14 protein-coding genes are annotated in these 12752 nt (G+C 50.7%); 10 read left to right on the forward strand and 4 right to left on the reverse strand.

The window, feature by feature from the left end; genetic code table 11:
• The first annotated feature begins 1 nt into the window (after position 1).
• The 3 genes from HWX74_RS17510 (at position 2) to HWX74_RS17520 (ending at position 5336) form a co-directional block, all read left to right on the forward strand.
• Positions 2-3199, forward strand: coding sequence for a type I restriction endonuclease subunit R (locus HWX74_RS17510; protein WP_176014867.1), 3198 nt, complete (start codon positions 2-4; stop codon positions 3197-3199).
• Positions 3196-3891 carry a M48 family metallopeptidase gene (locus tag HWX74_RS17515; protein WP_176014868.1) on the forward strand — a complete coding sequence of 232 codons (696 nt, stop codon included), beginning with the start codon at positions 3196-3198 and terminating at the stop codon, positions 3889-3891. Before HWX74_RS17510 ends, HWX74_RS17515 begins: the two co-directional genes overlap by 4 nt.
• A 170-nt stretch (positions 3892-4061) precedes the next feature.
• A complete protein-coding gene (locus HWX74_RS17520; RefSeq protein ID WP_176014869.1) occupies positions 4062-5336 on the forward strand; it encodes a hypothetical protein in 1275 nt (424 codons plus the stop codon).
• Positions 5337-5342: 6 nt separating this feature from the next.
• On the opposite strand, the gene HWX74_RS20350 is transcribed toward HWX74_RS17520, so the two are convergent.
• Positions 5343-5552 carry a BrnA antitoxin family protein gene (locus tag HWX74_RS20350; protein WP_106052074.1) on the reverse strand — a complete coding sequence of 70 codons (210 nt, stop codon included), beginning with the start codon at positions 5550-5552 and terminating at the stop codon, positions 5343-5345.
• Position 5553: 1 nt separating this feature from the next.
• Entirely contained in the window at positions 5554-5835 is a 282-nt protein-coding gene (locus HWX74_RS17530) for a BrnT family toxin (protein ID WP_106053551.1), read from the reverse strand.
• 65 nt (positions 5836-5900) lie between these two features.
• Between HWX74_RS17530 and HWX74_RS17535 the strand changes: the two genes are divergently transcribed.
• From HWX74_RS17535 to HWX74_RS17565, 7 genes are all read left to right on the forward strand, one after another.
• Entirely contained in the window at positions 5901-6332 is a 432-nt protein-coding gene (locus HWX74_RS17535; protein ID WP_176014870.1) for a hypothetical protein, read from the forward strand.
• Positions 6332-7135, forward strand: a complete 804-nt coding sequence (locus HWX74_RS17540) for a PD-(D/E)XK nuclease family protein (RefSeq protein ID WP_176014871.1) — start codon at positions 6332-6334, stop codon at positions 7133-7135. Before HWX74_RS17535 ends, HWX74_RS17540 begins: the two co-directional genes overlap by 1 nt.
• A gap of 4 nt (positions 7136-7139) precedes the next feature.
• Complete coding sequence (locus HWX74_RS17545) at positions 7140-7865, forward strand: DUF932 domain-containing protein (RefSeq protein ID WP_176014872.1); 726 nt, start codon at positions 7140-7142, stop codon at positions 7863-7865.
• Positions 7866-8773: 908 nt separating this feature from the next.
• Positions 8774-9058 (forward strand): hypothetical protein, encoded by a 285-nt coding sequence (locus HWX74_RS17550; protein WP_176014873.1) that lies wholly within the window; start codon positions 8774-8776, stop codon positions 9056-9058.
• A gap of 26 nt (positions 9059-9084) precedes the next feature.
• Positions 9085-9690: a hypothetical protein gene (locus HWX74_RS17555; RefSeq protein WP_176014874.1), complete on the forward strand. Its 606-nt coding sequence runs from the start codon at positions 9085-9087 to the stop codon at positions 9688-9690.
• Between the two features lie 28 nt (positions 9691-9718).
• Positions 9719-10246, forward strand: coding sequence for a hypothetical protein (locus tag HWX74_RS17560; RefSeq protein ID WP_176014875.1), 528 nt, complete (start codon positions 9719-9721; stop codon positions 10244-10246).
• Positions 10247-11263: a zinc metalloprotease HtpX gene (locus HWX74_RS17565; protein WP_176014876.1), complete on the forward strand. Its 1017-nt coding sequence runs from the start codon at positions 10247-10249 to the stop codon at positions 11261-11263. It begins immediately after the preceding gene.
• Positions 11264-11327: 64 nt separating this feature from the next.
• On the opposite strand, the gene HWX74_RS17570 is transcribed toward HWX74_RS17565, so the two are convergent.
• Together HWX74_RS17570 and HWX74_RS17575 are read right to left on the reverse strand one after the other, a co-directional pair.
• The gene (locus HWX74_RS17570; protein ID WP_176014877.1) at positions 11328-11783 is read right to left on the reverse strand and encodes a hypothetical protein; all 456 of its coding nucleotides are present in this window, start codon (positions 11781-11783) and stop codon (positions 11328-11330) included.
• Positions 11784-11842: 59 nt separating this feature from the next.
• On the reverse strand, positions 11843-12580 hold the full coding sequence (locus tag HWX74_RS17575) for a hypothetical protein (RefSeq protein ID WP_176014878.1): 738 nt from the start codon (positions 12578-12580) through the stop codon (positions 11843-11845).
• Between the last annotated feature and the right edge of the window lie 172 nt (positions 12581-12752).

Genomic DNA, 12752 nt, shown 5'->3' on the forward strand with positions numbered 1-12752 from the left:
CATGTTCTCGGAAAAGTACGAATCACAAATTCCGGCGCTGCAGCTTCTTGCCGCTTCCGGCTGGACGGTGCTGCCGGTTCCGGAGGCCGACCGTTTGCGCAACGGCAAGCGTTCCAATGTGCTTCTGGAATCAATGCTGACGCAAAAGCTTCAGGAGATGAATTCCATCAACCACAAAGGCGGCGTATACAAATTTTCGGAAGCCAATATTCAGGATGCAATTCAGCGGCTGAAGAATATGCCTTACGACGGGTTGCTTCGGACCAATGAAAAAATTTACGATCTTCTGACGCTCGGTTGCTCGCTGGAACAAAATATCGAAGGAGATCAGCGCAGTTTCAATTTGAACTACATTGACTGGCGGCATCCCGAGGCCAACGTTTATCACGCTGTGGCGGAGCTTCCAATTGAACGGCGTGGGAGTCATGAAACGGTCCGTCCGGATATTCTCCTGTTTGTCAACGGCATCCCGTTTGTCTCCATCGAGTGCAAGGCTCCGGGCGAAGAGATCGAACAGGCCATCAGCCAGACGTTGCGGAATCAACAGGAAGAGTATGTTTCAAAACTTTTTACCTATATTCAGTTGACGCTCGCCGTCAACCGGCAGCAGGCTTTTTACGGCACCGTCGGAACACCGCGCAAATTCTGGGCGGTCTGGCGTGAACAGCAGGATCGACCGGAAACTGTGAATGCATTGGTCAATACTCCGCTGTCGCCCATGCAGAATGACGCCATCTTCTCCGGCCCTTTTGCAAGCGCCCGGGCCGATTTCGAAGAACGGGCGGCCCTGCCGCGCGAAGTTACCGCGCAGGATGAAACCCTCTACGCTCTTTGCCGCCCGGAACGACTGTTGGAACTGGCGTGGCGTTTCATCGTATTTGACGGCTTAGAGCGTAAAATTGCCCGTTACCAGCAGTTTTTCACCGTCAATGCGATTTTGCAGCGGATTCAAACTTTCACGGAAGACGGTTCCCGCAAAGGCGGGGTCGTCTGGCATACGCAAGGTTCGGGGAAGTCGCTTACCATGGTAATGCTGACCCGCAGCCTGATGCTTTGCTCCGGCATTCCCACCCCTAGAGTCGTTCTGGTAACCGACCGTGATGATCTGGACAAACAGCTCGGCAATACCTTTCGCGCCTGTTCGCTGGAGCCGGTGCGCGCCACCAGCGGTAAGCATCTGCTGGAACTGGCGAAATCCGACAAAGCGGCCATTATCACAACTTTGATCCAGAAATTCAACAAAGCATTGAATTCCAGAAGTGAAAAAATCGATTCACCCAATATTTTTATTCTGGTTGATGAAGGCCATCGAACGAATTACGGTCCATTAGCCAGTAAGATGAGGTTGATGTTTTCCCGTGGTTGTTACATCGGCTTTACCGGTACGCCTTTGGCTAAGAAAAACAAGAACAGCTTCGAAAAATTCGGCGGCCTGATCCGCCCGGTTTACTCCATCCGTACTGCGGTCGAAGACAAAGCTGTTGTTCCGCTGTTGTACGAAGGTCGCCATGTCGATCTGGAACAGAACCGGAAAGCCCTTGATCTCTGGTTTGAACGGCATACGAAGGATCTTTCCGACGAACAGCGTCGGGATTTGAAGAAGAAATTCGCTCGGGCGGAGATGCTGAAAAAGTCAAAAGCATTCGTCTACATGTGTGCGTACGACATCTCGGAGCACTACCGAGACTTCTGGCAAGGGACCGGATTCAAAGCGCAGCTGGTCGCTCCGGATAAGGAAACCGCCATTCTCTACCACCAGTATCTGAATGAGCTCGGTGTCGTCAGCAGCGAAGTGATTATTTCCGCGCCGGATACTCGCGAAGGCAGCGACCCCGAAGGCAGGGTTTCACCCGATGTGGTGGAGTTCTGGAACAAAATGATGGTTCGCTTCGGAAAAAAGGAAGAGGAATACAACAAGCAGATCACTGACGCATTTAAGACCGCTTCCGCTCCGGAAATCCTGATCGTGGTGGATAAGCTCCTCACCGGTTTTGATGTACCGCGCAACACGGTGATGTATCTCTGCCGCTCCATTCGGGAACCGGCTACACTGCTCCAGGCGATCGCCCGTGTCAACCGGCTGTGTGAAAACAAGGAGTTCGGCTACATCATCGATTACGCTGGCGTTCTGGATCTGCTCGATGATGCCTTGCTCAAATACAGCGAAATGGAAGGGGTATCCGCGGAGGATCTGACGTCGCAGGTGATGCCTGTTGCGGACGAGATCGCAAAACTTCCTCAGCAATATGCAAAGTTATGGGAGATGTTCAAATCCGTCCGCAACAGCAACGACAGCGAGGCTTTTGAACTTTTGCTTCAGCCGGAGGATCTCCGTGAGGCGTTCTATGAAAATCTGAACGCGTTTGCCAAAAAACTCGAACTCGCGCTCTCCAGCATCAAATTCATGCGGGAAACGCCGGAAGAACAGATTGAAAAATACAAGCGTGATTTGAAGCGTTTCTGGAACTTGCGCTCCGCTGTCAAACGCCGGTATGCGGAAGCGGTGAACTATCGGGATTATGAACCGAAAATCAAGAAACTGCTCGATACCCACATTCAGGCGAATGAGGTGATTCAGCTCAACGAGCCCGTCAATATCTTTGATGAGAATACGTTCCGGGAAGTGCTCGAAAAACAGGGAATCAATCATGTAAAAGAGCAATCTGCGATGGCGGATTCGGTCGCTCACGCCACCAAGCGGTATATTACGGAACATATGGAGGAGGATCCTGCGTTTTACCATAAGTTTTCGGAAATGATCCAGCAGGCAATTGATGAATTCCGCGAAAAACGGTTGCACGATCTGGAGCATCTCGACGAGATTGTCCGGACCTATTGGGAAAAGGTTAACCACATCCGACGGATGGTGACAACCCGGACTCACGACGATATTCCGGAGATCATTTGTCATCGGGAGGACGCTATGGCCTGCTACGGCCTTCTGCTGCCATTCCTGAACAATCAGGAGGAGCAGACTGCGGAGGACGCACTGCAGATCAGCGACATCATAAACAGTTTCACCTCGCGGATTCAGTTCTGGGACGATATGGATGCGCAGAATCAGTTGAAAAACGCCATTGATGATTTCCTGTATGATGAAGTGAAAGCAAAACAGAAAATTGATTTGACTACAACACAGATGGATGAAATCATTGAACAATTGATCACGCTGGCGCGAAACCGGAGCATGCGTTCATGAGTTATGTTGTCAATTATGGTCAACACCGGATTTCTTACTCAGTGGAGTTTCGCGATCGTACCACGATGGAGATTGCTGTGTTGCCGGATGGAACAGTTCGGGTAAAAGCCCCGCTGGGAGCGGAAGACTCTCGTATCCGCGAAAAAATTCATCGCCGGGCGGGATGGATTGTGAAACAGCAGCGTTATTTTGAACAATTCGCAATCAGAACGCCAAAGCGGCAGTATCTCGGCGGCGAGACGCATTTGTATCTGGGGCGGCAGTATCGTTTGAAACTCGTTGTACATCCCAAAGTAGAGGTAAAAATCAGCCGAGGATTCATACAAATATTTTCTCCCGATATTTCGCCTGACGCAATCCAAAAAATTTTGGACCGTTATTACCGAAAACGGGCAAAAGAAAAATACCCTGAATATCTGAAGATCGTTGCAGGTCGTATTGGTTTGGCGACACTTCCTCGTATGCAAATTCGAGCGATGAAAACCAACTGGGGCAGCATGTCGCCAACAGGAATCCTATTGCTGAATCCGGAGTTGATAAAAGCACCGGTTCAGTGTTTGGAATACGTAATAACCCATGAACTTTGTCATTTACGATACCGGGAACATGATTCTGATTTTTACGGATTGCTACAATCTTACTTGCCAGATTGGAAAAAAAGAAAACTAAGGCTCGAATTATCGTTGCTATGAATGTTCATTTTTTACTCATTAGTCAAAGAGGATTTTAATGCATGGTGTAATCCAAAATAATTGACATATATATTACCTCCACGAAATCAGGATAATCCTGTTTGTGATCGGCTCCGGCGGTCGTAAGACTGCCGGGGCCGGTTGTGTTTTAACATCATGGAGGTATGAAAATGAAGATTAAAAAGAGTGTGTTACTGGATGCGTTGAAGGTGCTCGGCAAGGCGGTGTCGCAGACTTCGCCGGTGGAGGTACAGCGGTCGGTGCGTTTTCTCGGTGTCGGGGCGCAAGTCTGGCTGACGGCAACTGACGGCGTGGAATCCGTCACGGTCGAAGTGAGCGGCGATGCCGGGGAGCTGGAGGAGTTCGCGGTCGAGTACAAGGCTCTGCGGGAACTGATCCGTTCCACGCGCGGCGGCGAGGTTGAAGTGACCGGCAAGCGGCTTGACTGGCCGGAAATGGAGGCCGTCCCGGATGACGCGGTGACGGTCGAGTTGCCGCCGGATTTCGGCAAACTGCTGGCATTGGCGGCCCCGGTGGTGGATCTGCGTGAAGCACGGCTCGCGTTGCGGGGGATCAACCTTTCCCGCGACGGTGTGACCGCAACGAACGGCAAAGAATTGCTTAACCTGCCGTGTCCGTTGAAAATCCCGGAGGATATGACGCTGCCGTTTCCGCTGGCGCTGCTGACCGCTCGGCCGGAGGGAGCAGGAACGCTGCACATCTGGCGCTGCCGGAACGAGCGGCTGTTCCGCATCGTAATCGGCGGTTTTCAGTGGCAGGGCAAGGCATTGCCGGGCAACTTCCCCGATTGGAAGCAGGTGATTCCTGCAGATAAGACGCTGGATTATCAGATCGAGATTCACGAGCCGGAGCGGATCATCACGTTCCTGAAAACGGTTCCCGACTGCTCGCCGTTTCACGCTGTCGAGCTGAACGTGGTTCCGGGCGGCGTCACCGTGGTTCCGAATAATTTCCCGGATATGGAGCTGCGGTTGGAGGCGACGGTGATCGGTGCTCAGCCCCGTGCTGTGCTGGCGCTCAACAAGTATATCCTGCTGCGGATGCTTCAGCAGGGCTACACGAAGTTCCGGGCACATTCGGACGGCAGGATACCGGTCATCGCCGAGGGCGGCAGCGGCCGGTATCTTGCGATGCCGATTCACATATTGCCCAAACATCAACCCGAAAAGGAGACAAGCAAAATGGAAAACATCAAACACATCGAACACACTGAAAACGCAACCGTGGAGGCTGCCGAGCCGGTGAATCCGATGGAGGAACTCAATCACTCCATCGAGGAACTGCGCGGCAAGCTCAGAACGCTGCTTGACGAATCGGCGCTTCTGGCCCGTAAGGTCAAAGAGGCTGTGCTCCAGCAGAAGCAGCGCGAACGCGAGTTCGTTCAGGCGAAGCGCGCCATCGAGCGGATCAGGATGGCAATCTGAAGTCCATCAGCTCCATTTGATATTCGGTTTTACCTTGCGTTTGGCGCAGTCGGTCAAAAACGAATTGATAAGCGTCTGGTACGGCAGTGACACTTCGCTTGCCAGCGATTTGAAATACTCCACGGTCGCCGGATCAAGCCGGATTGTCACCGCTGTTTTCCGAGGCTTCACATAAGGGTTTTTGACTGCATTGGAAAAATCGTATTCCGCTCTCATTTCATTTCCTCCTCTTGTAGGTGGAACTTTCATTCCGGGTTGCTTTCCGTGCGGAAATGATCCGGATCACATCGTCATTGGCGCGATAACAGTGGCAGACCACTAAAATCCGCAAAATGGAACTCATTCCCAACAGGATGAAACGGTCTTCATCCTCCGAATGGTCGGGATCGAAAATCTGCAGCGCATCTTCATCCTGAAATACCGTTGCAGCTTCCTGAAAAGTGATTCCATGTTTTTGCTGATTGGTTGCCGCCTTATTTTCATCCCATTCAAAATTCATTCGCGCCTCCTTCGTCAATATCAATATAATGTAAATACAAAATATTTCAATAGGAACTCGAAAAAATGTTAAAACTCAACGCATCGTATTCGAAGAAGGTTCCGGCAGGAGAGGAATATTCCAGCCAGAGCTATCATGCGTCAGTCGAAGTGGAGCTGCCGGACGGTCTCACGCAAGATCAGTTGCAGACCCGTATTCACGAAACGTTCGATTTGGTACGGAATTCTGTCGAAGCCGAATTACACGGAAAAAGCCCCGCGAATTACGGGAGAAAATGGTCGGAAAAGCCCTGTAAAAACGGGCCTCAAGGTAACCGGTCAGGGGGCCGTCAGAATGATGTTCCGGCGAGCCCGAAACAGCTTTCGTATCTGCTCGACCTCGCCCGGCAGCGCGGCATCACTCCGCAGCAGATCGCGGCCCGGTTTCAGGTGCCGGACATCCAGCATCTGACCCGGCAGCAGTGTTCGGATCAGATTGACGAATGGAGGGCGGCGTAATGGCGACCATCGACGAACTGCGGCAGGAACCGCACTGGTCGTATTCGGCGCTGAATACGTACCTCAACATCTGTCAGGCGCAATTCATGTACCGCTACGTGGATCAGGCCGAGGTCGAACGGACTTCGGTCTGCTTGCCATTCGGCAAGGCGTTTCATTCAGCATTGACCGCTCAGGCGTGGGAGTGCATGATGGGCGGCTCGCTGACCCGTGATGAAATCGTTGACCGGTTTGAAGAGGCGTTCAAAATCGAAGCCGAAGCGACGCCGAACCTGATCTACAAGGAAGGCGAGAACTTCGACACGGTGATCGATCTTGCCGCGAAGATGCTGGATGCGGCGCTGGCGAACTGGTCGGATTACTATACGATCAAGGGCGTTGCTCAGGCATTCAGGATCGACGTTCCCGGACTGGATAAGCCCCTGATCGGCGAATACGACCTCATCGTTCAGGACGGACGGGATGCCTGTATCGTGGACTGGAAAACCTCGGCGAGCCGCTGGCCTGCCGGGAAAGCTGACCGCGATCTTCAAGCTACCGTGTTCAGTTACGCCTATGAGAAACAGAACGGCACGGTTCCGCTCTTTCGGTTCGATGTCATCACCAAGACCAAGAATCCGGGTTGTGAATCGCACTACACCAATCGCGGATTCCACGACTTCCGACGCTTCGAGGCACTGGCGAACCGGGCGCAGTACGCGATCAACAAAGGCGTGTTCCTGCCGAATGAAACATCGTTCGCCTGTAACGAGTGTCCGTATCGGGATCGTTGCAGACAGTGGCATTTAAAAAGATGGAGGTGAAATTATGGGATTGACGATGAGTGAAGGAAAGTTCGTCGGGCGTGACGAGATCGCAATGGTTCCGACGCCGACCGCTACCGCGAGTTGGAAACCGGTTCCCCATAGCGAAGTGATCGACGCTGTTACCGATGTGGTAAAGGCGCACAACTGGCAGATTCTCGACGAGCAGTACGGCCTGGCCCGTGACGGTCAGCGGATGTTCGGCGTGATTCGGATCAACCGGACTTCAAGCGCAGAGTGGTCACGTTGCATCGGCATCCGCAACAGTCATGACCGCACGATTGCGGTTGGCTTGGCTGCCGGATTGAACGTACAGGTCTGCGCGAATTTGATGTTTGGAGGCAGTACGGTTCTGAAACGGCGACACACCTCACGGATTGAGCTGAACGGTCTGGTCGTGGAAGCCATCGACGCACTCGAAGATGATTTCCTGACGCTCGAAACCGTAGCCGAAGACCTGAAGATTCAGTACGTCAAGGACGATGTTGCCCGTATCGCTATCGTGAAAGCAGCGGAAGCCAGAGCCGTCAACTCCTCGGATATCCTGCCGATCTTCAGGGAGTTCAAAGAGCCGCGGCATGAAGAGTTCGCCGAACCGACCCGCTGGAGCCTGTTGAATGCGTTCACCGAGAACGCGAAGAAGTACAGCCCCGCCCGCGCCGATCAATGCTATCGCGGACTGACGCGCCTCTTCGGTCTCGACGGCCAGCCGCCGACCTTGTGGAGATAAGTGAAAATGAAGATCTCATGTCCGCACTGTGGTACCGCCTCCAGGCCGATTACACGAGGTCAAACCATCGGCTCTGTCCTCGGAATCACTTCGGGCGGAATTTTGGCCCTGCTGGGAACAGTACGGGAAACCTCAGGCTATGGCCCGGTGGAACGTGCCGCTGCCGTTATTCTGGGCATATTGGGTGCGGCCTCCTTCGGAGGGCTTACCGGCTCGCGGGTCGGTAAACTGATTGATGAGCACGCCATCCGGCATTATCGGTGCCCGAAGTGCCGGAAAGAGTTCCGGTTGTCTTGATTTTCAGGCCCCGCCAACGGAAAAGCTTCCGCTTTTTCGGACCTGCCTGAAACCCGTGTCGTCCGGGGCCGCAAGGCAAAGGCGGCAAGCCGCGCGGAAAACCTCCGCGCGGTCTTTTTTCTGCAACCATCTGATGCTGTAACCTTGACAACCGAACGAAAGGAGGTTATGTTACAAGTACGGCTTTCTTTGAAGCCAGTTGATTCAAAACCGTATATTTTCAGCAAAATACACTCGTAAACCCGCCAAGTGAACCTTGTTATTTTGCCCTTGCAAAGATTCTGGAAATACCGGTGAGATTGTGTCTTCACATCTTACCGGGCGCTTCCTTATGTTTGCAAGGCAGGTTCTTGGCGGGACCTTCGAGTGTGCATCTGGAAGCGTCCGCCTTTAAAAATTGTACCTCGGATTGCTTCACGATGATCGTTTATCGTGAAGCTTTTTTTATTTTCCAGATAGTTAGTTTCCCTGCTTACGGATGTTATCGTAATTTAACATATTGAATTCAGGAGGTCTGCTGATGGTTTTCCATTTATCTTTATTCAAGCCATGGCTTTGAATGAAGCAATGCTTAACAAGTGGCAAAATCAGTAAAAAGAAAGAAATAATGTATGGGTATTCTGTTTGCTTTTATCGCAGTATTATTGGAGCTGGTTATTGCCGGCCTGATTATTTGGCAAGCTCAAAAACGTTTCGGAAAAAAAGGAGTATTGATGGCAGTTTCGGTATTCGCCGCATTGATCCTGTTCGGCTTCATCTGGAATTGCTGTACCAGCTGGAACCCTCATGCCCATCTGTCTGAAAATTTAACAACCGGAACCAAACGAACGATCGGTAAACATTATGTATTCTGGAAACAATTGATTACACCGGCGGGAAATCAGGGCACCCGTTAACAATAACATAGAAGGAGAATTCTAAAATGAATGAAACAATGAAATGTCCGATGTGCGCGGAAGAAATTGATTCTGGCGCGAAAAAATGCCCCATTTGCAAAAGCGATTTGGAAACTCCTGCGGTCGATCCGATCGATGCCGTCGTTGAGCCGACTTTCAACTTCGTTTGGAAAAACATTGTGACCGCCGGTTTTTACAGTGTTCTTTGGTTGAACCGATTCCGGTGGTGCGTCGGTGAAGCAATGGATCGGGTGCGCATGACGTCGGGGTTGGTGAACGCTTTGATGTATACGATAGGTGGGGCTGCGTTACTTTACACAGTTTCGTTTGCTGATGTTTCACAGATCATCCACTTGGATACAGGAGAACCGGTAATTGTGGGAGGCGATCCGGTCTACTCATTAGGTATTGGCGAAAATCTTTACTGGTTGGCGCAGCTTTGTGCAATGGTCTCCGGCATCATCTGCATACGTATCGCGTTTCTGCTGCGTTCTTACGTGAAAGATAAAGCCGCCCGATTGGGCTTGACCGATTACCGGATGAATACATTCCTCCTGGTGATCTTCAATCTCTTTTATATCAACTATTGTCTGGTGGAACTGAAAAACCGTTCCGCACAATCAAAACAGTAAAATCAATCAGAGCCGGGAGAATGGAATTATGAATCAGGAAAATACCAAACGCTGTCCGCAATGCGCTGAAGTCATTAAAGCGGAGGCCGTCAAGTGTCGTTACTGCGGAAGTGACTGCCGTTCAGATAAAATGACAGCCGAAAAGCCGCAACCAGCAGCAGTAAAAAGAAAATCCCCATGGAAATTGGGATGTGTGATCGTTGTGGGAGTTTTCGCGCTTCTGCTGATATTGTTTATGCTGGGAGGCGGAGAACCTACCATCGACTGTTCTTCTCAAGATGCCTTCAGGGAATCAAGTGGAGAAGTCATCGAATATATTGAAGAGGAAGCTAAGGAACTGCTTGAGGATGCACAACAAAAAGAATTCAAAGGTATAGATACATCTGCAGAAAAAAAACGTTTTGAAGACCTCAAACGAGCAATTAACAATTTGATAATTCTCGTTGGATATGGCCAAGGCGAACAGGTTCAGGTTTTGGACGGAATGACTCCCGAAGAAGTCGTCCAGTATTTCAAAAAACAAGAAGAGGAGAAATACAAAGGCGGATTACTATAAATGAAACGTTGCATTTTCTGCAATGAGCAGATTCAGGATGATGCGAAACTCTGCCGCTATTGCAAACGGCGGCAGAGTGTTCCCGCTTCATCAATTTTGGAAAGGATCAAGGAAAGCAGACGATTGCAGTTCGGCGGTGGCTTAGGCAAATCCCTGGGGATTTTCTTCGGGGCTAACCTCGCCGCCGTTCTCTTTCTTATTCTGCTTGGCGCTTTTCTCGCTCCTGAGCTCGGTATGCTGGCTGGATTGGGTGTCCTCATTCTCGGAAGTACAGTGCCATTTGTGATGCTGCTTTTTTCAAAGCAGATCGCGCGATGGCAAACACCGATGAAAATCCTCAAACCGGATGACGCAAACAATACCGATCAGGAAAAATCCCTGTTGGCACTGGTTGCTGCTCTGGCGGATCGTGCCGGTTTGCCAGTTGTTCCGGAGGTCGGGATTTTTGAGAGCACTGAAGTCAATGCTTTTGCAACCGGCCCGTCACGAAGCAACGCCCTGATCGCCTTCAGTTCCGGTCTTCTGGAGAAAATGGAGGAAGCGGAAGTTGCCGCAGTCGCTGCCCATGAGACTGCCCACATTGCCAATGGTGATATGCTGACCATGACTTTGCTGGAAGGTCTGGTGAATGCGGCCGTAATTCTCGTCGATTTCACGATCAGTTTGAGCGATTGGTACGAGGAATTGGAGGAGCGTATCGGCTGGTTGTCCGCCGTTGTCCGCTTCGCCATCGTCAACGTGCTGATGCTCGGTGGAAACCTGGTATTACTTTGGTTTTCGCGTCATCGGGAATTTGAAGCGGATGAGGTTGCAGCCCGATTGACCGGTATTGATTCCATGATCAGCGTACTGCGTCACTTGGAAGCCGGGGAAGCCGCTGAAAATCCAACTTGCTCCGATGATTCGGCAGCAGCCATGATGTTCTCCGCGCCTCCCGGCTGGTGTGATATTTTCTCAACGCACCCGTCTTGTGAAAGGCGAATAGCGCATCTTGAACAAGTCCTCGGCAATCAATAACTCAAAGCGAAACATGTAAAATACTGCGTTTTCTGATCAGGGAAACGCAGTATCTTTTTTATGATTACCAACAGTCAGGATGTGGGCGACGGTGTGACAGTTGCGGATATTTGGACACAAGCAGTTGCCAGTCTTTTGCTGAGAATTGTTGAATATGCGGACACTGTTTTGCCAACAAGGGAAAATCAAGCAGAAGGCTGAGCCAGACTTCCGGCGACAAATTATGAAGAATTTTCAGTGGACAATTCGAGGCAAAATCAGGCCGGGCTTTCAGCAGATACCACAACTCCCGTTCGTCAAATTCATCCCATGGAATCACCTCCGTCGCGTTATCTTCAAGCTCGCACAGCCGATCAATTTCCCCCTGCCGGTCCGTTCCTGCCAACATGTTTTTCATCCAAGGGCGAGCTCGATTTTTCGGCTGTTCAGAAGGGACTTCCCAACTTCTATTCCGATTCTGCCGCATTGATTCGGCTGCCTTTTCGATCTCCAAGGTATTATGGAATTCTTCATTTTTCATGATCAGCATCAATTTTATTGTTAAATTTTTCATTAAAAGTATAACTATAATTCGGGGAATTATTTTTGATATGGCTTTATTTGATAGTAATTATTTTTTTGTGTGTTCGGCAACCGGGAGGAAAACAGTTCGCGTTGCCCCGGCGGGGTCTTATCTTTCTGTTTTCCCTTGGCTGTATAGCTCCCCCAGTGAAAACACCGATTGATTTTTTCCTCATATTCAGGATCGCTCTTGCTGAGCATAATCCCATTCTCCTGCGGAGAACCGTAACGGCTCTTGGTGCAGTCCTCAATCAATCCCCTGTTCTTTTTTCGACATTCCGGCGGAATATCACGCTCGTCTTCGTCGACCGGCGGTAAGCCCAACTTGCGTTCCCAAATCTTTTCGGCTGAGTCGATAAAAGGCTTAAGTTCAGGCTTGCTGACAACGCCTTTGGGGTCAGGAGAAACATTGACCAAAACAATCTCGCTGTAATGCTGGTTGCTGCTATTTTCCTGTTCCCTGACCGCGACATAGCGGACATCATAATTTGCCCTTTGCAGCCCTTTCACATAATCGGCTTGAAAAGCGCAGAATTGCCGGTTGTCCCGAGGTGCGGTGTATCCCTGAGGATAACGGATATCGAACCGAAAAAAATAAACGTCATCATGTCGCGCAAGCATGTCGTCCATTTGTGATTCAATGCGTTTTAAGATCGGGGTACTGCATCGCAGCCCCTTGGCGCAGTTGGTCATGATCGGTTTCGACTTTTCGCCGAATGTCGGCTTGTCAGTCATGTTCGCATGTCTCTTAGGCATGGGGTCTCCTTGGTGTATTTTGTCTATATTATGTACACCAAGATAATTAAATACAACGGATCTCCCTTTCTATAGCTACGCGCGTATATATGCACGTGTATGCACATGTGTTAGATATTACCTAATAGGCGGGGCTTTATCTGGAAATGCCCTGTACAGCCACAGTGGTCAA

It is taken from the genome of Victivallis sp. Marseille-Q1083 (assembly GCF_903645315.1).
Classification (GTDB): Bacteria; Verrucomicrobiota; Lentisphaeria; order Victivallales; family Victivallaceae; genus UMGS1518.

What these genes read in the sequence shown, in the direction of transcription:
- HWX74_RS17560 (WP_176014875.1), top strand. Translation starts at nt 9,719, where the DNA reads ATGAATCAGGAAAATACCAAACGCTGTCCGCAATGCGCTGAAGTCATT.
- HWX74_RS17535 (WP_176014870.1), top strand. Translation starts at nt 5,901, where the DNA reads ATGTTAAAACTCAACGCATCGTATTCGAAGAAGGTTCCGGCAGGAGAG.
- HWX74_RS17570 (WP_176014877.1), bottom strand. Translation starts at nt 11,783, where the DNA reads ATGAAAAATGAAGAATTCCATAATACCTTGGAGATCGAAAAGGCAGCC.
- HWX74_RS17575 (WP_176014878.1), bottom strand. Translation starts at nt 12,580, where the DNA reads ATGCCTAAGAGACATGCGAACATGACTGACAAGCCGACATTCGGCGAA.
- HWX74_RS17540 (WP_176014871.1), top strand. Translation starts at nt 6,332, where the DNA reads ATGGCGACCATCGACGAACTGCGGCAGGAACCGCACTGGTCGTATTCG.
- HWX74_RS17555 (WP_176014874.1), top strand. Translation starts at nt 9,085, where the DNA reads ATGAATGAAACAATGAAATGTCCGATGTGCGCGGAAGAAATTGATTCT.
- HWX74_RS17550 (WP_176014873.1), top strand. Translation starts at nt 8,774, where the DNA reads ATGGGTATTCTGTTTGCTTTTATCGCAGTATTATTGGAGCTGGTTATT.
- HWX74_RS17515 (WP_176014868.1), top strand. Translation starts at nt 3,196, where the DNA reads ATGAGTTATGTTGTCAATTATGGTCAACACCGGATTTCTTACTCAGTG.
- HWX74_RS17545 (WP_176014872.1), top strand. Translation starts at nt 7,140, where the DNA reads ATGGGATTGACGATGAGTGAAGGAAAGTTCGTCGGGCGTGACGAGATC.
- HWX74_RS17520 (WP_176014869.1), top strand. Translation starts at nt 4,062, where the DNA reads ATGAAGATTAAAAAGAGTGTGTTACTGGATGCGTTGAAGGTGCTCGGC.
- HWX74_RS20350 (WP_106052074.1), bottom strand. Translation starts at nt 5,552, where the DNA reads ATGAGAGCGGAATACGATTTTTCCAATGCAGTCAAAAACCCTTATGTG.
- HWX74_RS17530 (WP_106053551.1), bottom strand. Translation starts at nt 5,835, where the DNA reads ATGAATTTTGAATGGGATGAAAATAAGGCGGCAACCAATCAGCAAAAA.
- HWX74_RS17565 (WP_176014876.1), top strand. Translation starts at nt 10,247, where the DNA reads ATGAAACGTTGCATTTTCTGCAATGAGCAGATTCAGGATGATGCGAAA.
- HWX74_RS17510 (WP_176014867.1), top strand. Translation starts at nt 2, where the DNA reads ATGTTCTCGGAAAAGTACGAATCACAAATTCCGGCGCTGCAGCTTCTT.